Source organism: Nonomuraea sp. B5E05 (genome assembly GCF_039880665.1).
Taxonomy (GTDB): Bacteria; Actinomycetota; Actinomycetes; order Streptosporangiales; family Streptosporangiaceae; genus Nonomuraea.
In genome coordinates, this window is record NZ_JBDPMJ010000014.1 from 188,355 (window position 1) to 212,547 (window position 24,193).

At 72.0% G+C, this 24,193-nt stretch carries 23 protein-coding genes; 16 read left to right on the forward strand and 7 right to left on the reverse strand.

What is annotated here, in order from left to right:
• Positions 1-35 precede the first annotated feature (35 nt).
• On the reverse strand, positions 36-923 hold the full coding sequence (locus tag ABGB01_RS25800; protein ID WP_347776114.1) for a sulfotransferase: 888 nt from the start codon (positions 921-923) through the stop codon (positions 36-38).
• A gap of 11 nt (positions 924-934) precedes the next feature.
• On the reverse strand, positions 935-1,087 hold the full coding sequence (locus ABGB01_RS25805; protein WP_347776115.1) for a hypothetical protein: 153 nt from the start codon (positions 1,085-1,087) through the stop codon (positions 935-937).
• 167 nt (positions 1,088-1,254) lie between these two features.
• Between ABGB01_RS25805 and ABGB01_RS25810 the strand changes: the two genes are divergently transcribed.
• From ABGB01_RS25810 to ABGB01_RS25820, 3 genes are read left to right on the forward strand one after another with little or no spacing between them, the layout of a single operon-like run.
• Positions 1,255-1,953, forward strand: coding sequence for a GntR family transcriptional regulator (locus tag ABGB01_RS25810; RefSeq protein ID WP_347776116.1), 699 nt, complete (start codon positions 1,255-1,257; stop codon positions 1,951-1,953).
• 12 nt (positions 1,954-1,965) lie between these two features.
• Positions 1,966-2,988 carry a dipeptidase gene (locus tag ABGB01_RS25815; RefSeq protein ID WP_347776117.1) on the forward strand — a complete coding sequence of 341 codons (1,023 nt, stop codon included), beginning with the start codon at positions 1,966-1,968 and terminating at the stop codon, positions 2,986-2,988.
• The gene (locus ABGB01_RS25820; RefSeq protein WP_347776118.1) at positions 2,985-3,926 is read left to right on the forward strand and encodes a creatininase family protein; all 942 of its coding nucleotides are present in this window, start codon (positions 2,985-2,987) and stop codon (positions 3,924-3,926) included. Before ABGB01_RS25815 ends, ABGB01_RS25820 begins: the two co-directional genes overlap by 4 nt.
• Here the strand turns inward: ABGB01_RS25820 and ABGB01_RS25825 are convergent.
• Complete coding sequence (locus ABGB01_RS25825) at positions 3,923-4,807, reverse strand: MurR/RpiR family transcriptional regulator (RefSeq protein WP_347776119.1); 885 nt, start codon at positions 4,805-4,807, stop codon at positions 3,923-3,925. The two genes, ABGB01_RS25820 and ABGB01_RS25825, sit on opposite strands and share 4 nt — an antisense overlap.
• Before the next feature lie 82 nt (positions 4,808-4,889).
• Here ABGB01_RS25825 and ABGB01_RS25830 point away from each other — a divergent pair, with 82 nt between their 5' ends.
• From ABGB01_RS25830 to ABGB01_RS25870, 9 genes are all read left to right on the forward strand, one after another.
• A complete protein-coding gene (locus tag ABGB01_RS25830) occupies positions 4,890-6,428 on the forward strand; it encodes an ABC transporter substrate-binding protein (RefSeq protein ID WP_347776120.1) in 1,539 nt (512 codons plus the stop codon).
• A 35-nt stretch (positions 6,429-6,463) separates the two neighbouring features.
• Complete coding sequence (locus tag ABGB01_RS25835) at positions 6,464-7,396, forward strand: ABC transporter permease (RefSeq protein ID WP_347776121.1); 933 nt, start codon at positions 6,464-6,466, stop codon at positions 7,394-7,396.
• Positions 7,393-8,223 carry an ABC transporter permease gene (locus tag ABGB01_RS25840; RefSeq protein ID WP_347776122.1) on the forward strand — a complete coding sequence of 277 codons (831 nt, stop codon included), beginning with the start codon at positions 7,393-7,395 and terminating at the stop codon, positions 8,221-8,223. Before ABGB01_RS25835 ends, ABGB01_RS25840 begins: the two co-directional genes overlap by 4 nt.
• On the forward strand, positions 8,220-9,119 hold the full coding sequence (gene murQ, locus ABGB01_RS25845) for an N-acetylmuramic acid 6-phosphate etherase (protein ID WP_347776123.1): 900 nt from the start codon (positions 8,220-8,222) through the stop codon (positions 9,117-9,119). Before ABGB01_RS25840 ends, murQ begins: the two co-directional genes overlap by 4 nt.
• On the forward strand, positions 9,116-10,315 hold the full coding sequence (locus ABGB01_RS25850; RefSeq protein WP_347776124.1) for an anhydro-N-acetylmuramic acid kinase: 1,200 nt from the start codon (positions 9,116-9,118) through the stop codon (positions 10,313-10,315). Before murQ ends, ABGB01_RS25850 begins: the two co-directional genes overlap by 4 nt.
• Entirely contained in the window at positions 10,312-11,346 is a 1,035-nt protein-coding gene (locus ABGB01_RS25855; protein WP_347776125.1) for a serine hydrolase domain-containing protein, read from the forward strand. Before ABGB01_RS25850 ends, ABGB01_RS25855 begins: the two co-directional genes overlap by 4 nt.
• A complete protein-coding gene (locus ABGB01_RS25860) occupies positions 11,343-12,947 on the forward strand; it encodes an ABC transporter ATP-binding protein (RefSeq protein ID WP_347776126.1) in 1,605 nt (534 codons plus the stop codon). The genes ABGB01_RS25855 and ABGB01_RS25860 overlap by 4 nt, the downstream gene beginning before the upstream one ends.
• 14 nt (positions 12,948-12,961) lie before the next feature.
• Complete coding sequence (locus ABGB01_RS25865; protein ID WP_347776127.1) at positions 12,962-13,705, forward strand: carbon-nitrogen hydrolase family protein; 744 nt, start codon at positions 12,962-12,964, stop codon at positions 13,703-13,705.
• Positions 13,706-14,075: 370 nt separating this feature from the next.
• Positions 14,076-14,594 carry a hypothetical protein gene (locus tag ABGB01_RS25870; RefSeq protein ID WP_347776128.1) on the forward strand — a complete coding sequence of 173 codons (519 nt, stop codon included), beginning with the start codon at positions 14,076-14,078 and terminating at the stop codon, positions 14,592-14,594.
• Positions 14,595-14,601: 7 nt separating this feature from the next.
• Here the strand turns inward: ABGB01_RS25870 and ABGB01_RS25875 are convergent, their stop codons facing one another.
• The 4 genes from ABGB01_RS25875 to ABGB01_RS25890 form a co-directional block, all read right to left on the reverse strand.
• Positions 14,602-15,138 carry an NUDIX hydrolase family protein gene (locus ABGB01_RS25875; RefSeq protein WP_347776129.1) on the reverse strand — a complete coding sequence of 179 codons (537 nt, stop codon included), beginning with the start codon at positions 15,136-15,138 and terminating at the stop codon, positions 14,602-14,604.
• Positions 15,139-15,223: 85 nt separating this feature from the next.
• Positions 15,224-15,364 (reverse strand): hypothetical protein, encoded by a 141-nt coding sequence (locus ABGB01_RS25880; protein WP_347776130.1) that lies wholly within the window; start codon positions 15,362-15,364, stop codon positions 15,224-15,226.
• Positions 15,365-15,597: 233 nt separating this feature from the next.
• Positions 15,598-16,959 carry a rhamnulokinase family protein gene (locus tag ABGB01_RS25885; RefSeq protein WP_347776153.1) on the reverse strand — a complete coding sequence of 454 codons (1,362 nt, stop codon included), beginning with the start codon at positions 16,957-16,959 and terminating at the stop codon, positions 15,598-15,600.
• Positions 16,960-17,006: 47 nt separating this feature from the next.
• The gene (locus tag ABGB01_RS25890) at positions 17,007-18,008 is read right to left on the reverse strand and encodes a LacI family DNA-binding transcriptional regulator (protein WP_347776131.1); all 1,002 of its coding nucleotides are present in this window, start codon (positions 18,006-18,008) and stop codon (positions 17,007-17,009) included.
• Between the two features lie 358 nt (positions 18,009-18,366).
• On the opposite strand from ABGB01_RS25890, the gene ABGB01_RS25895 reads away from it, so the two are divergent.
• From ABGB01_RS25895 to ABGB01_RS25910, 4 genes are all read left to right on the forward strand, one after another.
• Positions 18,367-20,295 (forward strand): beta-galactosidase, encoded by a 1,929-nt coding sequence (locus ABGB01_RS25895; protein WP_347776132.1) that lies wholly within the window; start codon positions 18,367-18,369, stop codon positions 20,293-20,295.
• A gap of 123 nt (positions 20,296-20,418) precedes the next feature.
• On the forward strand, positions 20,419-20,736 hold the full coding sequence (locus tag ABGB01_RS25900) for an L-rhamnose mutarotase (protein WP_347776133.1): 318 nt from the start codon (positions 20,419-20,421) through the stop codon (positions 20,734-20,736).
• Positions 20,737-20,746: 10 nt separating this feature from the next.
• Complete coding sequence (gene rhaI, locus ABGB01_RS25905; protein WP_347776134.1) at positions 20,747-21,958, forward strand: L-rhamnose isomerase; 1,212 nt, start codon at positions 20,747-20,749, stop codon at positions 21,956-21,958.
• Between the two features lie 6 nt (positions 21,959-21,964).
• Positions 21,965-24,004, forward strand: a complete 2,040-nt coding sequence (locus ABGB01_RS25910) for a bifunctional aldolase/short-chain dehydrogenase (protein ID WP_347776135.1) — start codon at positions 21,965-21,967, stop codon at positions 24,002-24,004.
• Positions 24,005-24,193: the final 189 nt, after the last annotated feature.

Here is a 24,193-nt window from a genome sequence, read left to right on the forward strand (position 1 = left end):
CACAGCATGGCATCCACGGCGGTGAGAAAAGTCACTCACCGGAGATAGCCCCACTGGCGGCAGATCTGGTGGAGCGCCTCCGGGATCTCCCCGGCCTCGGGCAGCGGGCGGGCGGCGACGACGGTGCCGGCACGGATCTTGTCCCGCCAGTCGCCGATGCCCTTGACGAAGGCGCCGTGGTCCTGGTCGCCGTAGGCGAGCATGGCGGGTTCGTACGCGACGTCCAGGAACGCGCAGAGCCGGCGCAGCTCGGCCTCGGGGTCGGCGACCAGGTCCTCGTAGCGCAGCGTCAGGCCCTCCAGGTGCCTGCGAGCCTCCTGAAGGTAGGTCATGTAACTCAGCGTGCGCGGCACGGCCTCCTCCATGGGCCGCTTGGGCGGGTCGGCCTCGTGCCAGGACTGCACGATCGACATGGGGTGGCGCAGCAGGAAGACGAAACGGGCGTCCGGCCAGCAGGTCGAGATCCGCCGCCAGGCGAACACGTTGCTCGGCGTCTTCTCCGCCAGGATCGGCTTGCCGCTGCGGCTCAGCTCCCGGTGCAGCAGCCGGTCCCAGACGATGTGCTCGATGTCGCTGTGGGTGTGGCCGAGCAGGTCCATGGCCTGCCGTACGGGATCGGTGCCGAGGCCGACGGTGACCCGCCGGAAGTGCGTCTCGATCGGCGAGTGGATCCGCGAGTGGCTGTCGAGCATGACGCGCAGCAGCGTCGAGCCCGACCGTACGGACGACAGCAGGAAGACCGGCTCGCGCAACAACCGGTCGTGCTCGCCGTCGACGGGCGGCCGTACCGCGTCGCCCGGCAGCCGCCGCAGCTCCGGCGGCGGCTTGGGGGCCGGTTTCGGCGCCTCCTTGCGCAGGCGGCGCGTCAACGTGTATCCCGTCAGGCCTTCAAGTGTGGCGTTGGCGCGGTACCTCCAGTTCATGGGGCTACAAGCTAGGGCGGCGCAGTGAACCCCAGGTGAATCGCGCCTGTGAACCTGCGCAGGTCGATCCCGTCGACGGTACGGACCTGCGGATCAGCGGCCAGTCCGATCGCGACGCCGTCGAGGGCCAGCAGGTTGCCCAGCGAGGCCGTCGGCGGTTGCACGCCCAGCCCGGCGAAGCTCAGGCCCGCCTCCCCCTCGTCACGGAGACCCGAGTTCCGGGGGTGCTTGATCGACCATGAGCTCTCTTAACCTCCCGTTGCCTGTGAGGCTTAATGGGTAATACCTTACATACGACATGTCAATGGGCTGGACGCGCAAGGAGCGCCACATGACGAGGTCGGAGCCCCTGTTCGAGTCGCTGCCCCGCCGAAACCTGCGCGACGAGGCCGCGGCGCAGCTGCGGGGCCGGATCATCGCCGGATCCCTCACCCCCGGCGTGATCTACTCGATGTCCGCCATCGCGGCGCAGCTGGGCGTCTCCGCGACGCCCGTCCGCGAGGCCGTGCTCGAACTGGCCAAGGAAGAGCTCGTCGAGATGGTGCAGAACCGCGGCTTCCGCGTACGCGTGGCGACCGGCAAGGATCTCGACGACATCGTCGAGATCCGGCTGACCCTCGAGGTGCCCGCGATGGGCAGGCTGGCGGACCTGCGGCCGGAGCCCGAGCTGGAGAAGGTGCGGCCGATGGCCGACGAGCTCGTCGAGCACGCGGCCAACGGCGACATGGTGGCGTTCGTCGTGCTGGACAGCGAGTTCCACCTGTCGCTGACGGCGCTCCTCGGCAACCCGCGCTACGTCGAGCTCGTCCGGGTGCTGCGCTACCAGACCCGGCTGTCGGCGCTGCCGAAACTGCGCGGAGCCGCGCCGCTCGTGGAGTCCGCACGCGAGCACGTACGCCTGCTCGACCTCCTCGCCGCGGGCGACAGGCCGGGCGCCGAGGCACTGATGACCACGCACGTGAACCACGCCCGCGGCCTGTGGGCGGGGCGGCCAGAGGACGACGGGCGGACCGCGCCCGACGTCAGGTAGGAGGAGATCTCCGTGTCGACGACCACGTCCGTCACCCGGTCCGCACGCGCCGTCCACGACTCGGCGATCGTCGTGGACGGCACCTGTCCCGGCTTCCACTGGAGGGAACGGCTGCAGACCTGGATCGACGGCGGCGCCACCTGCTGCGTGGTCAGCTTCGTGGCGTTCGAGGACTGCCGCCGGGCGGTCTCCCTGCTCGCCGAGGCCTTCCGCTACCTGCGCGAACGGCCGGACCAGCTGGTGCTCGCGACCTCGGCCGAGCAGATCCGCCGGGCGAAGGCCGACGGGAAGCTCGCCGTGGTCCTGCACTTCCAGGGCACCCACGCGCTCGAGTACGAAGCCGACCTCGTCGAGCTGTTCTGGCGGCTCGGCGTACGGGTCGTGCAGCTCGCCTACAACCAGCGCAGCCCCGTCGGCGACGGTTGCGAGGAGCCGTCCGACGCCGGTCTCAGCTCGCTCGGCCGCACGGTCGTCGCCGAGCTCAACCGGCTGGGCATCGTCATCGACGTCTCGCACACCGGCGCGCGCACCAGCCACGAGGCCGTCGCCCTGTCCACCGCGCCGGTCGTCGCCTCCCACTCCAACCCCGCCGGGCTGCATCCCAGCTCCCGCAACATCTCCGACGCCCTGATCAGAGACCTGGCCGCGACCGGCGGGCTGGTCGGGATCAACGGCTTTCCCGGGTTCCTGTCCGGGCAGTCGCCGCCGACGCTCGACCGCTTCGTCGACGCCATCACCTACGTCGCCGACCTGGTCGGAGTCGCGCACGTCGGCATCGGGCTCGACTACACGATCCGCAACCCGCCGATGGAGCTCTACGAGCAGTACGTACGCGACGGCATCTGGTCGGCGGCCACCTACCCGCCGCCGCCGTGGCACTTCCCGGCCGGTCTCGACGACGCGTCGGGCCTGCCCAACCTGACCCAGCGGCTGCTCGAGCGCGGCTACACCGAGGACGAGGCCCGTGCCGTGCTCGGCGGCAACTGGCTGCGCGTCTTCGACCAGGTATGGCACGAGACAGGGAGCACGACATGACCGTCACCGCCGGTGCGCCGGCCACCATCGAGCAAACGCGCGAGACCCTGGCCGCGGCGGACACGACCGGCACCTTCCACGCCCGCCACGTCGGCGGCGGCGTGCCGGGCCGGCGCCGCGGTCGGAGCGGTCGCGCGGCTGCTCGTCGACCACCTCAGGAGCACCCGATGAGCCCCACACCGGCCCCGCGCCTGGCCGAGATGACCTGGCCGCAGGTCGAGGAGCGGATGGCCGCGGGCGCGCGGACCGTCCTGTTCGCGGCGGGCTCCACCGAGCAGCACGGCCCCCACCTGCCGCTGGTCACCGACACCATGCTCGGGGACGCCCTCGCGGACAGGGTGGCGGCACGGCTGCCCGGCGTCATCCTCGCCCCCACCGTCCCGTTCGGGGTCTCCACCCACCACATGGCCTTCCCCGGCACCGTCACCCTCGACGAGGCGACGTTCAAGGCGGTGATCCTGCGCTACTGCGAGAGCCTGGCCGCCCACGGGTTCGAGACCGTGCTGGTCCTGCCGAGCCATGGCGGCAACTTCGCCCCCTTGGGCGAGCTGTTCGCGGAGACGCAAGGCCGGGTGGGCGGCGCGCGGCTCGTCCCGTACACCGACCTGCAGGAGTTCGTGCGGGTGCTGGCGGACACCGGGCAGGAGCGCGGGTTCCCGCCCGAGGTCAGCGGCTCGCACGCGGGGGAGGCCGAGACCTCGATCGTGCTCGCGCTCCGCCCCGACCTGGTCGACATGGGCCGGGCGGCCGCCGGATTCGGCGGCCGCTTCGACGAGCCGACCGCGCGGACGCTGTTCGAGCACGGCACCAGGGCGCTGTCGGAGATCGGCGTGCTGGGCGACCCCCGGCCGGCGACCGCCCGGGCGGGGGAGGACTATCTCGCCCGCCTGACCGACCTGCTGACCGGCTTCTACGAGCCGTACGTGAGCGGGTCCTAGCCGCGCTTGTGGACGGCGCGGTCGTGCACCACCGCGTACGTGTTGCGCAGCGCCTCCATCGACGCGTCGTAGGAGGCCTGCGCGACGCCGGTGAACAGGCAGTCGACGACCATGAGCTGGGCGATGCGGCTGCCCAGGGCCCCCGAGCGGAACCTGGTCTCCCGCGCGGCCGTCGTGAGCGTCACGTCGGCCGCGCCGGCCAGCGGCGACTCGCGGAAGTTCGTGATGGCCACCGTCGAGGCGCCCGACGCGCGGGCGATCGCCAGGAACTCGACCGTGTCGGTGGTGGCTCCGGTGTGCGAGACGGCCACCGCCACGCACGTGCCGTCGAGCGTGGCCGCCGACGTCCAGGCCGCGTGCGCGTCGTGCCAATTGATCGCGGTACGGCCGATGCGCGACAGCTTCGTCTGCAGGTCGAGCCCCACCAGGGCGCTCGCGCCGACGCCGAAGGTGTCGATCCTGCGGGCCCCCAGCAGCAGCGCCACCGCCTCGCCGAGCGCCTCGATGTCCAGCGCGCGGGCCGTGTCGGCGATGGACAGCGTCTCGTTCATCGCCACCTTGGAGACGATGCCCTCCAGGCTGTCGTGGCGGTCGATGTCGCCGGACACCTCCGGCAGGCTCGAGGTGGCCAGTTCCTCCCTGGCCACCGCCCTGGTCAGGTCGATCCTGAAGTCCTTGTAGTGCGCGTACCCCATGCGCTGGTAGAAGCGCACCACCGAGGTCGTGGAGGTCTCGCAGCGGGCGGCCAGCTCGGCGATGGACAGGTTGGCGGCGGCGGCCGGGTCGCCGGTGAACTCCTCCGCGATGCGCCGCTCCGACGGCCGCAGCGCGGGCATGGCCGCACGGATGCGGATCAGTACGGTTTCGGCTTCCTCGCCCATCGTCATCCCCCGCAGAAGGAAAATAAGTACCCTGATGGTAGGGTCTGCGTAATTTTATGACCTACTCCTCCGAGGAGACCACATGCCCCGTGGCGCGCTCTCCGCGGTCGGCATCGCCGCGGCGCTGTCCATCGCACTCACCAGCTGCTCGTCGTCCTCCGGCCCCGCCGCCGACGGCGACACCCCCGCCAAGGGCCTCGTGGTCGGCGTGACCTCAGACCCCGACACGCTGTTCCCCTGGAAGGCCACGCAGTTCCAGGCCGTCAACGTGCTGCAGAACCTCTACGGCACGCTCACGGAGTTCGACAAGGACCTCAACGTGGTGCCGGGGCTGGCCGAGTCGTGGGAGACCTCGAAGGACGGCGAGAAGCTCACCCTCAAGCTCCGCCAGGGCGTGACCTTCGCCGACGGCAGCGCGCTCGACTCCAAGGACGTCAAGACGTCCCTCGAGAAGATCATGGACGAGAAGACGGCGGCGGTGGCCAGGGCGTCGCTGTCGTCGGTGAAGTCCGTCGAGGCGCCCGACGCGAGCACGGTGGTGCTGGAGCTGACCGGCCCCGACGCGGCGCTGCCCGCCAACCTCGCCACCGTCAACATGGCCATCCTCTCCTCCGACGACACCGAGCAGGAGCTCACCACCACCCCCAACGGCACAGGGCCGTTCACGCTGAGCAAGCGCGTGGCCAGCCAGTCGATCACGCTGGCCAGGAACGACAAGTACTGGGGCCCCGAGAAGCCGAAGGTCCCGACGGTCGAGTTCCGGGTGATCCCCGACGAGTCGTCCATCGTGTCGGCGATGCAGTCGGGCAACGTGCAGCTCGCGGTCTTCGACGACCCGCTCGTCGCCCAGACCGCCGAGGGCGGCGGCACCATCACGGTCGCCAAGACGCCGCAGCTCAACTACCACGTCCTGCAGCTCAACGCGAGCCACGGCGAGCTCAAGGACGTCAACGTGCGGCTGGCGATCCAGTGCGCCATCGACCGCAAGCAGGTGCTCGACACGGCCGCGCTCGGCGAGGGCGAGGTGACCGGCCCGATCACCGCGCCGGCCTACAAGTCGGACCCGGCCAAGCGCCCCTGCCCCACCCGCGACCTGGCCAAGGCGGCCGGCTATCTCGCCCAGGCCGGCAAGCCCGGCGGAGTCACCGTCAAGACCATCGTCTCCCAGGGCGAGTACGCCACCTCCGTCAACGAGGCCCAGAACCTCAAGGCGCAGCTCGCCGAGGCCAAGATCAACCTGGAGCTGGAGGTGCTGGAGTCGGGCGCGTTCGTGGACCGCTGGGTGGCGGCGGACTTCGACGCCGCCGTCGCGCTCAACGGCGGCCGGCCCGACCCCGACGGCTCCTACGGCCGCTACTTCACCAGCGACGGCAACCTCAACAAGGTCGCCGGCTACAGCTCGCCCGAACTGGACAAGCTGTTCGCCGAGGGCAAGGCGACCACCGACCAGGCCGCCCGCAAGCCGATCTACGACCAGGTCGCCGCCCATCTGGAGGACAACGCCGCCTGGATCTGGTTGTTCGCCGGCTACACCTACACCGCGACCACCTCGAACGTGCAGGGCTTCGTCCCGATGGCCAGCGGCTCGCTGCAGTACCTGCGCACCACGTCCGTCAGCTGATGCGCCGGATCGCAGGCAACCGTGCCGTCCGGCGCGTGGCGAGCACGGTGGGCACCCTGTTCGGGGTGGCCGTGTTCGTGTTCGTCATGCTCCGGGCGATCCCCGGCAACCAGATCACGGCGGGGCTCGGCACCGAGGCCGCGGCGCTCACCCCGGCGCAGAAGCAGGCACTCGAGCAGTACTACGGCCTCGACCAGCCGCTGGTCACGCAGTTCTTCGCCTGGCTCGGCAACATGTTCACCGGGAACTTCGGCTACTCGGCGCGCTCCCAGCAGAGCGTGCTCGACCTGACCCTGCACGCGTTGCCGGTGACGTTCGAGCTGGCGGTCTTCTCCATCGTGCTGGCCCTGCTGATCGGGGTGCCGCTCGGCATGCTCTCGGCGTCGAAGGCCAACGCGCCCAGGGACGCCTTCGGCCAGGTCGTGAGCCTGGCCGGGCTGTCCATCCCGGCCTTCCTGCTGGCCACCACGCTGCTGTCGGTCTTCGCGGCGTCGTTCGGGTTCAACCCCAACGGGCAGGGCTTCGCCACGCTCGTCGACGACCCGCTGCTCAACCTGCAGCAGATGTTCCTGCCCGCGCTCGTCCTCGGCTTCGGCATCGCGGCGCCGATCCTGCGCACCACCCGCACGGCGGTGCTGGAGGTGCGCTCGCACGACTTCGTGCGCACCGCCCGCGCCAAGGGCGTGCCGGAGCGGCGGCTGCAGGTCAGGCACGTGCTGGGCAACGCGCTCGTGCCCATCGTCACCATGACGGGCCTGCAGTTCGGCTACCTGCTCGGCGGCGCGGTGGTGGTCGAGCAGATCTTCTCCGTGCCGGGCATCGGCCGGCAGGTGCTGCTGGGCATCCAGCAGAAGGAGTACGCGGTCGTGCAGAGCACCGTGCTGGTGATCGCGCTGGCGTTCGTCCTGGTCAACCTGCTGACCGACGCGCTCTACCGGATCATCGACCCGCGGGTGAGGGCGTCATGACCGCGCTGCTGCGGCGCAGCCCCGCCGGGGTCGCGGGCGTCGTCATCCTCGTGCTGCTGGCCTTCGTGGCCGCCCTGTCGTACGCGGGGCTGCTGCCGTACGACCCGATCGCCCAGCATCCGCCCTCGCGCTTCCGCGCGCCGTCGGGCGAGCACCTGTTCGGCACCGACCAGTTCGGCAGGGACGTCTTCTCCCGCGTGGCGGCCGGCGTGGGCAACTCCGCGTTCGTCGCGGTCGTGGCGGTCGCGTTCGCGACCGTGGTGGGGACGCTGGGCGGGCTCGTGTCCGGCTTCTACCGCGGCGTCGCCGACGGCGCGATCGGCGGCGTCACGAACGTGCTGTTCGCGTTCCCGCCGCTGCTGCTGGCGCTGTCGCTGGCCTCGGTGCTGGACCGCAACCGGTTCACCATCGCCGTGGCCATCGCGATCGTGTACGTGCCCATCTTCATCCGCGTCACCCGCGGCCCCGTGCTGTCGCTCAGGGAGATCGAGTACGTCAAGGCGGCCGTCTCGACCGGCCTGAGCCGCTGGCAGATCATGCTGCGCCACGTGCTGCCCAACATCACCTCGATCATCGTCGTCCAGGTCGCGCTCTCGCTGTCGTGGGCGGTGCTCACCGAGGCCTCGCTGAGCTTCCTCGGCCTGGGCACGCCGCCGCCGGCGCCCTCACTCGGGTCGATGATCTTCGAGGCGCGCAGCCTGGTGTTCATCGCCCCCTGGACGCTGATCGCGCCGGGCGCGGTCGTCGTCCTGCTCGTGGTGGGCCTGAACCTGCTCGGCGACGGCCTGCGTGACACTCTCGACCCGAGGAACCGAGGCAACCGGTGAATCTCTCACACCTGATGACGGAAACGGCCGATCCCCGGTTCGCCGGGATCGACACGATGAGCGTGGGCGAGCTGGCCGCGACCATGAACGCGGCCGACGCCACGGTCCCCGCAGCGGTCGCCCAGGCGCTGCCGCGGATCACGGAGGCGATCGAGGCCACCGCCGAACGCGTGCGGGCCGGTGGCCGGCTCGTCTACGTCGGCGCGGGCACCCCAGGCCGGCTCGGCGTGCTGGACGCCTCGGAGTGCCCGCCCACGTTCGGCACGCCGCCCGAGCAGGTGTTCGCGATCATCGCCGGCGGTGAGAGCGCGATCGTGTCGCCCTGCGAAGGCGCCGAGGACGACGAGGAGGCCGGGGCGGCGGCCGTCGACGCGGCCGGTGTGGGACCGCTGGACACCGTGGTGGGCATCGCGTCCAGCGGGCGCACCCCGTACGTGCTGGCCGCGGTGCGGCGGGCGCGCGGACTCGGCGCGCTGACCGTGGGGCTGTCGTGCAACGCGGGCACCCCGCTGAGCGCGGCCGCCGCCCACGCCGTCGAGGTGCTCGTCGGGCCCGAGGTGGTCAGCGGCTCGACCAGGCTCAAGGCGGGCACGGCGCAGAAGCTCGTGCTCAACATGTTCTCGACGATCGTCATGGTGCAACTGGGCAAGACACACGGCAACCTGATGGTCGACGTGAAGGCGACCAACGGCAAGCTGCGCGAGCGGGCCGTGCGCATCGTGCGCACGATCACGGGCGCCGGGCGCGACGAGGCGCTGGCCGTGCTGGACGCCAACGGCTTCAACGTGAAACAGGCGGTCGTCGCCGCCCGCTTCGGCCTGGCCCCGCGCGACGCGGCGACGCGACTGGCCGGGGCCGGCGGCAGGCTGCGCGCGGCGCTGGAGGAGCGGGCATGAAGGTCATCGGGATGATCTCCGGCACGTCGCACGACGGCATCGACGTAGCCGTGGTGGACTTCGAGCTGACGGACGGCGTGCTGCACGGCCGGGTCGGCCACACGGCGAGCACGCCCTACCCGGAGGAGCTGCGCGCCCGGCTGATCGCGGCGCTGCCGCCCGCGGCCGCGACGCTGGCCGAGGTGTGCGTGCTCGACACGCTCATCGGGCAGTGCTTCGCCGAGGCCGCCGCCGCGGCGATCGCCGCAGGCGGCCCCGCCGACCTGATCGTCTCGCACGGGCAGACCGTCTTCCACTGGGTCGAGCAGGCGCACGCGCGCGGCACGCTGCAGATCGGCCAGCCGGCCTGGATCGCCGAGCGCACGGGGACTCCCGTGCTGTCCGACGTGCGCATCAGGGACATCACGGCGGGCGGGCACGGCGCCCCGCTGGTGTCGGTGCTGGACGGGCTGCTGCTCGGCGCGTACGACGGCGGCGCGGGAGCGCTCAACCTGGGCGGCATCGCCAACATGACCGTGGTGCGCGGCGCCGAGCTGTACGCCTACGACATCGGCCCGGCCAACGCGCTCATCGACGCCGTGGTGACGGGCAGAGGGCTGAACCCCCGCGGGTTCGACGAGGACGGGCGGATCGCGGCGTCGGGGCGGGTGCGGCCGCGGCTGCTGGAGGCGCTGCTCGACGAGCCCTACTACCGGCTGGCCCCGCCCAAGAGCACCGGCAAGGAGCTGTTCCACCCCGGCTACGTCGAGGAGGCGCTGGCCAGGACAGGCGGCGCGACGGGCGGCGCGGCGGGCGACGCGGCGGGCGGCGAGGTGGGCGACGCCGACCTGGTGGCCACGCTCACCGAGCTGACCGTGCGCACGGTCGCCCATGACGTGCGGGCCGCGGAGGTGAGCACGCTGGTCGTCTCCGGCGGCGGCTGCCGCAACCCGGTGCTCATGGACGGGCTGCGCTCGGCGCTGCCCGCCGTGGACGTGCGGCCGTCCGACGACCTGGGCGCGCCCGCCGACGACAAGGAGGCCATCGCGTTCGCCCTCATCGGCTGGCTGAGCGCGCACGGCCTGCCGGGCACCGTGCCCGGCGGTACGGGCGCGCGGGCCGCCCGCGTCCTCGGCACCCTGACTCCGGGCGCGGGTCCGCTCGTGCTTCCGGCGCCGCTCGCCGGCTCCCCCCGGGCTCTGGTGCTGGCGCGGTGAAGGCGCCAGCCGGCGTGGTCATGGCCGCGCGCACGCCCTGGTTCGACCTCACCGAGTGCACGGGCCACCGCACCGTGCGCTGGGTCGACGGCGAGCGCGAGGGCGTCGCCGCGATGACCCTCGGCACCTACCACGACCTGGCCTCGGTCACCAAGGTCCTGGCCACCACGACGGCGCTCATCCGCCTGGTGTCCGACCGGCTCGTGGACCTCGACGCGCCGCTCAGCGCGTACCTGCCGCGGTCGTACGAGGCGATCACCGTGCGGGACCTGCTGCTGCACCGGGGTGGCCTGTGGGAGTGGTGGCCGCTCTACATCCAGCCGCGGCTGCCGCCGCCGCGCTACCGTCCCGGCCGCGCGCGGCACTACTCCGACCTCGGCTTCATCCTGCTGGGCCGGATCGTCTCGGCCGTCACCGGGCTGCGCCTGGAGCGGGCCGTGGCCGAGCTGGTCACCCGGCCGCTCGGGCTCACCTCGACCACCTACGCCCGCCCGGCCGGCTCCGAGGTGGCCATGAGCGCCCTGGACGACCGGGTCGAGATGCGCATGCTGGACACGGGGGAGCCGTACCCCGTGCCGTACCGCAGCGGCGACTTCGCCGGCTGGCGCCGCGCGCCCGTGCTCGGCCAGGTCGCCGACGGCAACGCCCACCACGCCTTCGACGGGGTCTCCGGGCACGCGGGGCTCTTCTCGACGGTGCCCGACCTGCTCAAGTACTGCACCGCGATGTCCCGCTACGAGGAGCACGACCGGCTGTGGCGGCCCGAGGTGGCACGGGAGTTCTTCGCCCCCGGCCCCGACCCCGCGCAGGCGCTCGGCTTCCGCAGGTACGACCTGGCGCTCGCCGGCGAGACGGTCACCGTGCTCGGCCACCCCGGCTACGTGGGCTGCGCCGTCGGCTTCGTGCCCGGCCGCGACATCGCCCTCGTGCTGGCGAGCAACCGCCTGCTCGTCGAGGGGGTCCCGGTGCCGACCGAGGAGCTCTGGACCGGCCTGCTGCAGGCCACCACCGAACGATCGAGGACCGTATGAGCCCGCTCCTGGAGATCCGCGACCTCTCGGTCGCCTTCCGCACCCGGCGGCGGGACGTCACCGTCGTCAAGAACGTCTCGATGGAGATCCTGCCCGGCCAGACCGTGGCGGTCGTCGGCGAGTCGGGGTCGGGCAAGTCCACCACGGCGGCCGCGGTCAACCGGCTGCTGCCCGGCAACGGCCGCATCACCGGCGGCCAGGTGCTCTTCGACGGCCGCGACCTGGCCATGGCGAGCGAGCGCGAGATGACGGCGATCCGCGGGGCGGGCATCGGCCTGGTCCCGCAGGACCCGATGTCGAACCTCAACCCGCTCATGCGCATCGGCGACCAGATCGCCGAGGCCCTGGAGGTGCACGGCGTCGCCGCGGGAAAGGCCGCCCGCGCCCGCGTGGTCGAGCTGCTGGACATGGCCGGCATCCCCGACCCCGAGCGGCGGATCGGGCAGTACCCGCACGAGTTCTCCGGCGGCATGCGGCAGCGGGCCCTGATCGCCATGGGGCTGGCCTGCCGGCCCAGGCTGCTCATCGCCGACGAGCCCACCTCCGCGCTGGACGTCACCGTGCAGCGGCGCATCCTCGACCAGCTCGGGCAGCTGACCGCCGACATGGGCACGGCGGTCTTCCTCATCACGCACGACCTGGCGCTGGCCGCCGAGCGGGCCGACGTGGTGGCCGTCATGTACCAGGGCGAAATCGTCGAGACGGGGCCCGCCGCCGCCATCCTGGCCGAGCCCGGGCACGAGTACACCAGGCGGCTGCTGAAGGCCGTGCCGAGCCTGTCGTCGGTGCGCCTGCTCGAACCGCCGCGCCCGTCCGGCGACCCGTCCGGCGACCTGGCCGTCGTCGAGGACCTGCGCAAGGTCTACCCGCTCAGGGGCACCGGCGAGGAGATCACCGCGGTGGACGCGGTCTCCTTCACCGTTCCGCGCGGCAGCACCGTCTCCATCGTGGGCGAGTCGGGCTCGGGCAAGTCGACCACCGCCAACCTGCTGCTCGGCCTCGAAGACCTCACTTCGGGCCGCATCCGCTTCGACGGCACGGACATGACGGCGCTGGGCCGGCGTGACCTGTTCGCGTTCCGCCGGCGCGTCCAGCCGGTCTTCCAGAACCCGTACGCCTCGCTCGACCCCCGCTACACGGTCGGCAAGTCGATCGCCGAGCCGCTGCGCGTGCACCGCGTCGGTACGGCGGCCGACCGCAGAAAGGCGGCGGCCGAACTGCTGGAGAAGGTGTCGCTGCCGGCGTCGACGGCCGAGCGGCTGCCCCACGAGCTGTCCGGCGGCCAGCGCCAGCGGGTGGCCATCGCCAGGGCGCTGGCCCTCTCGCCGGAGCTGGTCGTGCTCGACGAGGCGGTCTCGGCGCTCGACGTGCTGGTCCAGGCGCAGATCCTGGAGCTGCTCGCCGACCTGCAGCGGGAGCTGGGGCTGAGCTACCTGTTCATCAGCCACGACCTGGCCGTGGTACGGATGATCTCGCACGCCGTGCACGTCATGCGCGAGGGGCGGATCGTGGAGAGCGGTACCGCTGAGGAGATCTTCGACCATCCGTCCGACGACTACACCCGCGAACTGCTCGCCGCCATCCCGGGCAACCGGGTCTGAGCCACAGTGTGAATGTGAAGATCCTCCTGGTTCAACCTCCCCGCTGGTCCCCTGACGGCCACGCCAACTTCGACGCGATCGAAGAACTCGTCGCCTCCCACACCGGTGACGTGATGCTGCTGCCCGAACTGGCCGGATCGAGCCTGCCCCGCGCCGGCTACCTCGACCGGGTCCGCTCGCTGGCGCTGCGGTCCGGGACGGCCGTCATCGGCGGCTCACACTACGACGCCGTCGACGGTGGCCCGGTCAACAGAGGCGCCGTGTTCGGCGCGGACGGCACGCTCCTGGCCGAGTACGACAAGGTCCACCCCTACGGGGTCGAACTGCGCTCCGGCGTGCTGCCCGGCCGGCCGGGCGCCGGCTTCGAGCTGCACGGCCGGCGCCTGCACGTCCTGCTCTGCGCCGACCTGTGGTATTCGGCGAGCCTGGCCGGGCACGGCGGGCTCGACGCGGTGCTGGTGCCCGCCTTCTCCGTCACGCGCTGGGACGGCCCCACCCCGGCGCGCGAGTTGTGGCGGCACATGAGCGTGGCGCGGGCGTACGAGTTCATGACGTACGTGGCCGTCAGCGACTGGCACCACGAGGCCACCTACCTCGGGCAACCGTGCGCCGGGGTCACCGGGTTCGCCGATCCCTGCCCACGGGCGCACGCGGGCTTCTTCTCCGGCCCTCCGCCCGCCGCCGTGTCGGCGTACGATCTCGACTTCGACCGGCTGGACGCCTTCCGGCACGACCGGGCGGAGCGGGGCTTTCGATAGCAGGGCCCGCACCTCTCGGCACCTCACCTTGTCAGGAACGCCCGGCGTGGCGGGCGGCGTGATCTCGATGACCAGGGTGTCCGGCAGGGGGGTTGCCAGAGTGGAGGGCGAGTGCTCCTCCTGGGGGCGGCCAAGAGCCAGGACGAGCGCGGCGATGAGCAGCGCCACGCCGGAACAAATCACGATAAATCGCAGCAGCCGCCGACACATGATCCGAGTCTGACGATCGGGGTGTTTCCCTCGCGTTACCTGCGAAACGGCAGGCAACCCTCACCACCGCGGCAGGCCACTGTGGTGACGATGTGTGATTTGCGCGCTACACAACGTTGGCAGGGTGATGGCTAGAGTATGCCGTTCAGGAAAGGATCTTATGAATCTGATCACCCGTGCCGAGTGGCGCGCGAAGAAGCCGACCAGTGACTACACCCGCCTCGAATCGACCAAGGGCGTGAAGATCCACTACACCGGCGGCAAGGTGCCGGCCGACCTCGCCGAGCCCGGCAACCACGACAAGTGCGGTGACCTGGTGCGAGACATCCAGAGCATGCACATGGCGGGCGGTCGCGGCGAGACCTACATCGACCTCGGCTACACCATGGTGTGCTGCCCCCACCGCCACACGTTCATGGGCCGCGGCCCTCACGCGCTGCCCGCGGCCAACGGCGCCGGCCTCAACGCCGGCCATTACGCGGTGCTCGCGCTGGTCGGCAGCTCGGGGCTCACCAAGCCCAACGACGACCTGCTCCACGCCCTCGTCGACGCCGTCGAATACCTGCGCGAGCACGGCGACGCGGGGCGCGAGGTCAAGGGACACCGGGACGGCTATGCCACCTCGTGCCCCGGCGACCCGCTCTACGACTGGGTGCGCCGGGGCGCCGAGCGGCCCTGACCTCCGCTCAGGGCAGGCAGCCGACGTGGGCCAGCGCCTGCTTCAGCAGCACGCCCTGCCCGCCCGCCATCTCCTGCTGCACCATCGGCGAGGCCGCCTCCTCCGGGGTGAACCACACCAGGTCGAGGGCGTCCTGCCGGGGCCGGCAGTCGCCGGCGACGGGCACGATGTAGGCCAGCGACACCGCGTGCTGGCGCGGATCGTGGTAGGGGGTGATGCCGGGCGTGGGGAAATACTCCGCGACCGTGAACGGCTGCGGCGAGGTGGGGATGCGCGGCAGCGCCACGGGGCCGAGGTCCTTCTCCAGGTGGCGCACGAGCGCGTCACGGATGCGCTCGTGCAGCAGCACCCGCCCCGAAACCAGCGCCCTGCTGACGGTCCCGTCCGCGGCGATGCGCAGCAGCAGGCCGACGCGGGTGACCACGCCGGTGTCGTCGACGCGCACCGGCACGGCGTCGACGTAGAGGACGGGCAGCTGGCCGCGCACCGACTCCAGTTCGTCGGGAGCGAGCCATCCAGGCGTGGTTTCGGTCTTTTCGGTCATCTGCTGATCGTACGTCGCCGGCCGGCGCCAGGCGGCCCGACCCCGTCTAAGAGGTGGAGCGGCGGAGCAGGCCCCCCGCACGGCTTCACGGCGACGCGTGCCTGCCCCTGACCCTCCCTGGCGCGGCCGGGCGGGCCGGATACGACCGGCCCGCCAGCCAGGACGCCGTGCAGATCATCAGCACGATGCCCATGAACGGCAGATATTCGACGACCTTCCGCTTCATCGCAGATCACCCTCCGCTTTCGCCTTCGCCAGCCGCCTCCGCTGCGGCTGCAGTGTGTACTTGGGATCGTTCGCCGAGGGTGGCCGCGCCCTTCGGGCACAGCCGGCCGATCCTTGCCGGTCAGCCGCCGCAGCAGCGGCCACGTGAGATCCATGAAGCCCCCCGATGCTCCCCGGTCCGACTTGTGCCCGACCCGACGAGGAAGAAAACCGGAAAGCGCAGGTCAGAGGGGATCAGAACACGCGTGCGGCGGCCTCGTTCCAGAGCCGGTCGTCGCCGGACGGCTCGTAGCGGCGCAGCGGCTGGGAGGCGGCGACCAGCGAGCGCATCTCCTCCAGATCGGAGACCAGTCCTGCCGCGCGCGCCTGCACCAGCACGTTGCCGAGCGTGGTCGCCTCCGCCGGGCCCGCCACCACCGGCAGCCCGCAGGCGTCGGCGGTGAGCCGGCACAGCAGCTCGTTGTACGACCCGCCGCCCACCAGATGGACGACCTCGACGTCGCGCCCGGACAACTCCATCGCCTGGCGCACGGCCCGCCGGTGCCCGAGCGCCAGGCTCTCCAGCACGCAGCGCGTGTAGGCGGCGGGGGAGCCGGGCGGCCGCTGGCCCGTGCGGCGGCACTCGGCCGCGATCCTGGCCGGCATGTCGCCCGGCGGCAGGAACACCGGCTCGTCGGGGTTGACCACGGCGGCGAACGGCCGCTCGGCCGCCGCGGCCGCCAGCAGGTCGCCCAGGCCGGAGCCGGGCCAGGCACGCATGCACTCCTGGAGCAGCCACAGGCCCATGACGTTGCGCAGGTAGCGGACGGTACTGTCGATGCCGGCCTCGTTGGTGAAGTTCGCGGCCCGGCTCTCCGGGGTCAGCACGGGGCCGGGCAGCTCGACGCCGGCCAGGGACCACGTGCCGCACGAGATGTAGGCGAAGGCCGGGCCCGACGCGGGCACCGCGGCCACCGCCGAGGCCGTGTCGTGCGAGCCCACCGCTCTGACGGGTGCGGACCAGCCGATCTCGGCGGCCACGTCGCGGCGCAGCCCGCCGATCGGCTCGCCGGGCAGGCGCAGCGGCGGGAAGAGGCCGGCCGGCAGCCCGAGCCGCTCGATCAGGGGCCGCGCCCACGACCTGGTGCGCACGTCGAGCAGCCCCGTCGTCGAGGCGTTGGTGACCTCCGCGCCCAGCTCGCCGGTGAGCCAGTAGCCGATCAGGTCGGGGATCAGCACCATCGTCGCGGCGCCGTCGAGCCGGTCGGCCAGCAGCTGGTAGACGGTGTTGAACGGCAGCACCTGCAGGCCCGACACGTCGTACAGCGTGTCGGCGCCGACCAGGGCGGCCACCCGCTCGGGCACGCCCCGCGTGCGGTCGTCGCGATAGTGCACCGGGTTGCCGATCAGCCCGCCCGACTCGTCGAGCAGCCCGTAGTCGACCGCCCACGAGTCCACGCCGACGGAGGAGACGGGGCCGGCGGCGCGCAGCCCCGCCAGGATCTCCCGGTAGAGGCCGAGGATGTCCCAGTGGAGCCGGTCCGCCACGCGCACCGGGCCGTTGGGAAAGCGGTGCGCCTCGGTCAGCCGCAGGCCGCCGGACAGGTCGGCCAGCATCACCCGGCCGCTGGAGGCACCCAGATCGACGGCGGCGAAACGGTGACTCACTGCGTGGACTCCCTGGCGATGAGCTCGGGCTGGAACATGATGTGCTGGTGCGCGTGCGTCTCGGGGTTGTCGCACTCGTCGAGCAGCAGTTCGGTGGCGATGCGGCCGAGCTGGTAGGTGGGCTGGCGCATCGAGCTGAGCGACACGGTGGAGGCGGCGGCGAAGTCGATGTCGTCGTAGCCCATGAGCGCGACGTCCTCGGGCACCCGCACCCCCGCCCGCAGCAGCGCGCGCAGCACGCCGAGGGCCAGCAGGTCGTTGGCGCAGAAGACGGCCTCGGGCAGGCCGCTCGCGATCAGGTCGGCGGCGGCCTTCTCGCCCGCGCGGGCGGTCATCGTCATCGCCTCGATCACCCGCAGGTCCGCGGGGTCGAGGCCGGCGGCCCGCATCGCGGCACTCGCGCCCTCCCGCCGCTCCACGCACTGCCGGATGGTCAGCGGGCCGGTCACGTAGGCGACGCTGCGCGCCCCCTTGGCCAGGAGGTGGGCGACCGCGGCCCGGCCGCCGCCGACGTCGTCCACGGCCACCGCGCACTGGTCGGGCCGGTGCGCGGGATGGTCGACGAGCACCACGCTGATGCCGTGCTCGCGCAGCCGTTCGAGCCGCGCGGGGTCCTCACCCGACGGGGTGATCAACACGCCGCGTACGCGGTGCTCGGCCAGCACCCGCAGGTTGCGGTCCTCCTTGTCCTGCGAGCCGGCCGAGTTGCCGAGGATCACGGCGTAGCCCAGCTCGCTGGCGACGTCCTCGACGCCGGCGGCGACCTCGGTGAAGAAGGGGTTGCCGATGTCGATCACGCTCAGGCCGATCGTCCTGCTGTGCCCGGCGCGCAGCGTCGACGCCGAGCCGTGGCGGACGAACCCCAGCTCGTTGATGGCCGCCTCCACCCGCTCCCTGGTGGCGGGCGCGACTTTTCCTGGCCGGTTCAGTACGTTGGAGACCGTGCCGGGCGAGACGCCGGCGTGCGCGGCGACGTCCTTGATGCTGACCATGGCCATGAGCCCTCATTAAAACGTACTAACGATGCGCGCGCCAGTCGCGGCACCGGTCGTGACGCCGATCCGCGTTGACACCGCCGGGCGACCGACCCTAACCTCCCGCGCGGGAAGTAAAACGTTCTACTACGGTGGAGCCCCGTGGTCCGTTAGCCGCCGCCAGGCGCGGCGGCGTCGCCGCGCACCGCCCGTGCCGCCCGTGCCGCCCTGCGGGCACAGCGCGCGAAAGGCCGGACGGGTGCCAAGGCGGGCGGTGCGGGGGGACCGGGGCTTGTGCCGTGCGGCGCAGAACGTTTTAATCCCTCCGTGAACCTGGCGTCACCAGCTGTGAGCGCTAACAGTATCTCGAAAGGCAGGCTTCATGCCGGATGTCATCGCCTACGGCGGCGACTGGAATCCCGAGCAGTGGCCCGAGGAGACGTGGGAGCAGGACGTCGCGCTGATGCGCGAGGCCGGCGTCAACCGGGTCAGCGTGGGCGTCTTCTCGTGGTCGCTGCTCGAGCCCGCCGAGGGCGTGTTCGACTTCGGCTGGTTCGACCGCGTCATGGACCTGCTGGCCGCCAACGGGATCGCGGCCAACCTGGCCACGCCGACCGCCTCCCCGCCGCCCTGGTTCGGCGACGCCTACCCCGAGGCGCTGCCGCTCGACTCCGCCGGCCGGCGGCTGCACCACGGCAGCAGGCAGGGCTTCTGCCCCAGCTCGCCGATCTACCGCGAGAAGGCGCTGCGCGTCACGGAGCAGGTGGCCACCCGCTACCGCGACCACCCGGCCCTGGCCCTGTGGCACGTGCACAACGAGTACGGCTGCCACAACGCCCGCTGCTACTGCGACACCTCGGCCGCCGCGTTCCGGGCCTGGCTGCGCTCCCACTACGCCTCCCTGGAGGCGCTCAACGACGCCTGGGGCACCGCGTTCTGGTCCCAGCACTACGGCGAGTGGGCGCAGATCCTGCCGCCGCGTGACACCCCCAGCTTCGTCAACCCCGGCCAGCAGCTCGACTTCCGCAGGTTCAGCTCCGACGCGCTCGTCGAGCTCTACATCGCCGAGCGCGACCTGCTGCGCGAGCTCACCCCCGCCGTGCCCGCGACCACCAACCTCATGGCGGGCGCCCACTGGGACATGGACTGCTGGGCCTTCGCCGCCGAGCTCGACGTGGTCTCCACCGACCACTACCTGATCGGCGCCCGCGCGGAGCCGCACATCGACCTGGCCTTCGCCGCCGACTACGCGCGCTCGCTCAACGGCGGTCGCCCCTGGCTGCTGATGGAGCACTCGACCAGCGCGGTCAACTGGCAGCCGCGCAACCGCGCCAAGGCGCCCGGCGAGCTGCGCCGCAACTCGCTGGCCCACCTGGCCAGGGGCGCCGACGCGATCATGTTCTTCCAGTGGCGGGCCTCGCGCGCCGGCGCCGAGAAGTGGCACTCGGCGATGCTCCCGCACGCCGGCGTCGGCACCAAGGTCTGGCGCGAGGTGAGCGCGCTCGGGGCCGAGCTGGCCGGGCTCGCCGAGGTGGCGGGCAGCAGGGTCAAGGCCGACGTCGCCATCCTCGTCGACCACTCCAGCGTGTGGGCGCAGGACCACCCCGCCCAGCCCTCCTCCGCGCTCGACCCTGTGGAGGAGGCCAAGCGCTGGCACGCCGCGCTGTGGCGGGCCGGCATCACCTGCGACCTGGCGCACCCCGAAGGCGACCTGACCGGCTACCGCCTGGTCCTGGTGCCGGCGCTCTACCTGGTGAGCGACGCGGGGGCGGCCAACCTGGAGGGGTTCGTACGGGCGGGCGGCGTGACGCTCGTCGGCCCGTACAGCGGGATCGTCGACGAGCACGACCGGGTGCGCCTCGGCGGCTATCCCGGGGCGTGGCGTGACCTGCTGGGCGTCACCGTGGAGGAGTTCTTCCCGCTGGACGGCCCGATCCGGCTGGCCTCCGGCGGGTCGGGGAGCGTGTGGAGCGAGGTCGCGCACGCCATCAGCGCGAAGGTCCTCGACACCTACGCAACCGGAGAGCCCGCCTGGACCCGCAACGTGTGGGGCGACGGCGCGGCCCACTACCTGACCATCAGGCTCGACGACGACGCACTGGCCGAGGTGATCGCCACGGTCTGCGCCGAGGCCGGGGCGAGGCCGCCCGCGACGAGCCCGCCGGGGGTCGAGGTCGTGCGGCGCTCCCACCCCGACGGCCGATCCCACCTGTTCGCGATCAATCACACGGCCGAGGACGCCCTCGTGACCGCGGCCTCGGGCGAATCCGTCACCGTGGCCGCGGGCGACGTCCGCGTGATCAGCGGCTGACCTGACGGTCCCGGCGCCCTCAACCTGCGCCGGGGCCGCGGAGGACCCGGATGCGCATTGACAGCGGGCAGCTGGAATCATAGTTTCCTGGCGAAACATTAAAACGTTTTGAGGGGAGTGTCGGTGCAACGCGTCTGCTTCCTGTTGAAAGTCCGCCCGGAGCGGCTGGCGGAATATCGCGAACGCCACCGCGAGGTCTGGCCGGAGATGCGAGAGGCGCTGTCGCGCACCGGCTGGCACAACTACTCGCTCTTCCTCAGGGACGACGGCCTGCTCGTGGGCTATCTGGAGACCGAGGACTTCGAGGCCGCCCAGAAGGCCATGGCCGGGACCGAGGTCAACGCCCGCTGGCAGGCGGAGATGGCGCCGTTCTTCGAGAACCTCGACGGCCGGCCCGACGAGGGCATGAGACCGCTGACCGAAGTCTTCCACCTGGATTGATCGGGGAGTCATGACTGACATCAAGGCCGTGCTGCGGGCGCAGCACATCGAGACACCCTCCTGGGCGTACGGCAACAGCGGCACCCGGTTCAAGGTGTTCGCCCAGAAGGGGGTGCCGCGCGACCCGTACGAGAAGCTCGCCGACGCCGCCCAGGTGCACGCGTACACCGGCATCGCCCCCACGGTCGCGCTGCACATCCCGTGGGACAAGGTGGACGACTACGCCGACCTGGCCCGGCACGCCCGCGAGGCGGGCGTCGGCATCGGAGCGATCAACTCCAACGTCTTCCAGGACGACGACTACATGCTCGGCAGCGTCACCCACCCCTCCGCCAGGGTGCGCCGCAAGGCGACCGACCACCTGCTCGAGTGCGTCGACATCATGGACGCCACCGGCTCCGACACCCTCAAGCTGTGGTTCTCCGACGGCATCAACTACCCGGGCCAGGACGACATCAGGGCCCGCCAGGACCGCCTGGCCGAGGCGCTGGCCGAGGTCTACGAGCGGCTCGGCGGGGGCCAGCGTTTCCTGCTGGAGTACAAACTGTTCGAGCCCGCCTTCTACGCCACCGACGTGCCCGACTGGGGCACCGCGTACGCGCACTGCGCCAAGCTCGGCCCCAAGGCGCAGGTGGTCGTCGACACCGGGCACCACGCGCCGGGCACCAACATCGAGTTCATCGTGGCGTTCCTGCTGCGCGAGGGGAAGCTCGGCGGCTTCGACTTCAACTCCCGCTTCTACGCCGACGACGACCTCATGGTGGGCGCTGCGGACCCGTTCCAGCTCTTCCGGATCATGTACGAGGTCGTCCGGGGCGGAGCCCTGGACGACGGAAGGGACGAGCAAAGCACCGAGCCTGCAGGGGGGGATGCGGGGGGCGCAGCCCCCCGCAGGGTGGCGTTCATGCTGGACCAGTGCCACAACATCGAGCCCAAGATCCCGGGCCAGATCCGCTCGGTCATGAACGTCCAGGAGGCCACCGCCAAGGCGCTGCTGGTCGACCGCGAGGCGCTGTCGGCCGCCCAGGGCGAGGGCGACGTGCTGGGCGCCAACGCCGTCTTCATGGACGCGTACAACACCGACGTGCGCCCGCTGCTGGCCGAGGTGCGCGAGGAGATGGGACTCGCGCCCGACCCGATGAGCGCGTACGCCAAGTCCGGATATTTCGAGAAAATCGCCGCCGAGCGCGTCGGCGGCGAGCAGGCCGGCTGGGGGGCCTGAACCACCATGGACGTCGTGAACGAACTGCTCGGACGCTCACACCGCCTGGGCGCCGACCCGCGCAACACCAACTTCGCGGGCGGCAACACCTCGGCCAAGGGCGCCGCGCCCGACCCGGTCACCGGCGAGGACGTCGAGTTGCTCTGGGTCAAGGGCTCCGGCGGCGACCTGGGCACGCTCAAGGAGTCCGGCCTGGCCGTGCTCCGCCTCGACCGGCTGCGCGCCCTCAAGGGCGTCTACCCGGGCGTGGAGCGCGAGGACGAGATGGTGGCGGCCTTCGGCTACTGCCTGCACGGCAAGGGCGGGGCCGCGCCGTCGATCGACACCGCCATGCACGGGCTCGTGGAGGCCGCGCACGTCGACCACCTCCACCCCGACGCGGGCATCGCGCTGGCCACCGCCGCCGACGGCGAGGAGCTGACCGGGCGCGTGTTCGGCGACCGGGTCGTGTGGGTGCCGTGGCGGCGGCCCGGCTTCCAGCTGGGCCTGGACATCGCCGCCATCAAGGAGGCGAACCCGCGGGCCATCGGGTGCGTCCTCGGCGGCCACGGCATCACCGCGTGGGGCTCGACGTCCGAGGAGTGCGAGGCCCGCTCGCTGGAGATCATCAGGACCGCCGAGGCGTACCTCGCCGAGCACGGCCGCGCGGACCCGTTCGGCGCGGTGATCCACCAGACGCTGCCGGAGGAGGAGCGGCACGCCCGCGCCGCCGCGCTGTTCCCGCTGATCCGCGGCCTGGCCTCCACCGACATGCGCGTCGTCGGCCACTACACCGACACGCCCGAGGTGCTCGACTTCGTCTCCCGGGCCGAGCATCCGCGGCTGGCCGCGCTGGGCACGTCCTGCCCCGACCATTTCCTGCGTACGAAGGTCGCGCCGCTCGTGCTCGACCTGCCCCCGGACGCGCCGCTGGAGCAGGCGGCGGAACGGCTGCGGGAGCTGCACGCCGCCTACCGTGCCGACTACACCGCCTACTACGAGCGCCACGCCACCCCCGCCTCCCCTCCCATGCGCGGCGCGGACCCGGCGATCGTGCTCGTGCCGGGCGTCGGCATGTTCTCGTTCGGCAAGGACAAGCAGACCGCCCGCGTGGCCGGCGAGTTCTACGTCAACGCCATCAACGTCATGCGCGGCGCGGAGTCCGTCTCCACCTACGCCCCCATTCCCGAGTCGGAGAAGTTCCGCATCGAGTACTGGGAGCTGGAGGAGGCCAAGCTCCGCCGCATGCCCAGGCCCAAGCCGCTGGCCACGCGCGTCGCGCTGGTCACCGGCGGCGGCTCCGGCATCGGCGCGGCCACCGCGCGCAGGCTCGCCGCAGAGGGCGCGTGCGTGATCGTCGCCGACCGCGACGTGGCCGCCGCCGAGAAGGTGGCCGCCGAGCTGGGCGCGGGCGCGTACCGCGAGGCGGACGTCGCCGTGGCGGTCGCGGTCGACGTCACCTCGGAGGAGCAGGTCGTGGCGGCCGTCCGCGCGGGCGTGCTCGCCTTCGGCGGCGTGGACCTGGTGGTCAACAACGCCGGCCTGTCGTTGTCGCGCGCGCTGCTGGAGACCACCCTGGCCGACTGGGACCTGCAGCACGACGTCATGGCGCGCGGCTCGTTCCTGGTCTCCCGCGAGACCGCCAAGGTCATGATCGACCAGGCCATGGGCGGCGACATCGTCTACATCTCCTCCAAGAACGCCGTCTTCGCCGGCCCGAACAACGTCGCCTACGGCGCCGCCAAGGCCGACCAGGCGCACCAAGTGCGGCTGCTGGCCGCCGAGCTGGGCGGGCACGGCATTCGCGTCAACGGCGTCAACCCCGACGGCGTGGTGCGCGGCTCCGGCATCTTCGCCTCCGGCTGGGGCGCCAACCGTGCGGCCGTCTACGGGGTGGAGGAGGAGAAGCTGGGCGAGTTCTACGCCCAGCGCACCCTGCTCAAGCGGGAGGTCCTGCCCGAGCACGTGGCCGCCGCGGTCTTCGCGCTCACCGGCGGAGACCTGACCCACACCACGGGGTTGCACGTCCCGGTGGACGCGGGCGTGGCGGCCGCCTTCCTCCGCTGACACGGACCCGGGCGGGCCCCGGAACAGGCCCGCCCGGTACGTCCCCTCCTGGGAATCCGCGACACCCAGGATTAACATCGCGGTCGCCGGGTCATAGGTGAAGGCATGCAACGAGCCGCCCGGCGCCTCTCATGCCGGCAGCCGCGTGCCGGGTCCGCCCTGCCCGGGCCGTCCCATGCTTCCGTCGCC

Bases quoted from the DNA above. Each gene is read 5' to 3' on its own strand.
- ABGB01_RS25810 (WP_347776116.1), top strand. From the start codon at position 1,255: ATGACGAGGTCGGAGCCCCTGTTCGAGTCGCTGCCCCGCCGAAACCTG.
- ABGB01_RS25890 (WP_347776131.1), bottom strand. From the start codon at position 18,008: ATGGCCATGGTCAGCATCAAGGACGTCGCCGCGCACGCCGGCGTCTCG.
- ABGB01_RS25910 (WP_347776135.1), top strand. From the start codon at position 21,965: ATGGACGTCGTGAACGAACTGCTCGGACGCTCACACCGCCTGGGCGCC.
- ABGB01_RS25875 (WP_347776129.1), bottom strand. From the start codon at position 15,138: ATGACCGAAAAGACCGAAACCACGCCTGGATGGCTCGCTCCCGACGAA.
- ABGB01_RS25830 (WP_347776120.1), top strand. From the start codon at position 4,890: ATGCCCCGTGGCGCGCTCTCCGCGGTCGGCATCGCCGCGGCGCTGTCC.
- ABGB01_RS25850 (WP_347776124.1), top strand. From the start codon at position 9,116: ATGAAGGTCATCGGGATGATCTCCGGCACGTCGCACGACGGCATCGAC.
- ABGB01_RS25895 (WP_347776132.1), top strand. From the start codon at position 18,367: ATGCCGGATGTCATCGCCTACGGCGGCGACTGGAATCCCGAGCAGTGG.
- ABGB01_RS25860 (WP_347776126.1), top strand. From the start codon at position 11,343: ATGAGCCCGCTCCTGGAGATCCGCGACCTCTCGGTCGCCTTCCGCACC.
- ABGB01_RS25840 (WP_347776122.1), top strand. From the start codon at position 7,393: ATGACCGCGCTGCTGCGGCGCAGCCCCGCCGGGGTCGCGGGCGTCGTC.
- ABGB01_RS25825 (WP_347776119.1), bottom strand. From the start codon at position 4,807: ATGGGCGAGGAAGCCGAAACCGTACTGATCCGCATCCGTGCGGCCATG.
- ABGB01_RS25880 (WP_347776130.1), bottom strand. From the start codon at position 15,364: ATGAAGCGGAAGGTCGTCGAATATCTGCCGTTCATGGGCATCGTGCTG.
- ABGB01_RS25820 (WP_347776118.1), top strand. From the start codon at position 2,985: ATGACCGTCACCGCCGGTGCGCCGGCCACCATCGAGCAAACGCGCGAG.
- ABGB01_RS25800 (WP_347776114.1), bottom strand. From the start codon at position 923: ATGAACTGGAGGTACCGCGCCAACGCCACACTTGAAGGCCTGACGGGA.
- ABGB01_RS25870 (WP_347776128.1), top strand. From the start codon at position 14,076: ATGAATCTGATCACCCGTGCCGAGTGGCGCGCGAAGAAGCCGACCAGT.
- rhaI (WP_347776134.1), top strand. From the start codon at position 20,747: ATGACTGACATCAAGGCCGTGCTGCGGGCGCAGCACATCGAGACACCC.
- ABGB01_RS25885 (WP_347776153.1), bottom strand. From the start codon at position 16,959: ATGCTGGCCGACCTGTCCGGCGGCCTGCGGCTGACCGAGGCGCACCGC.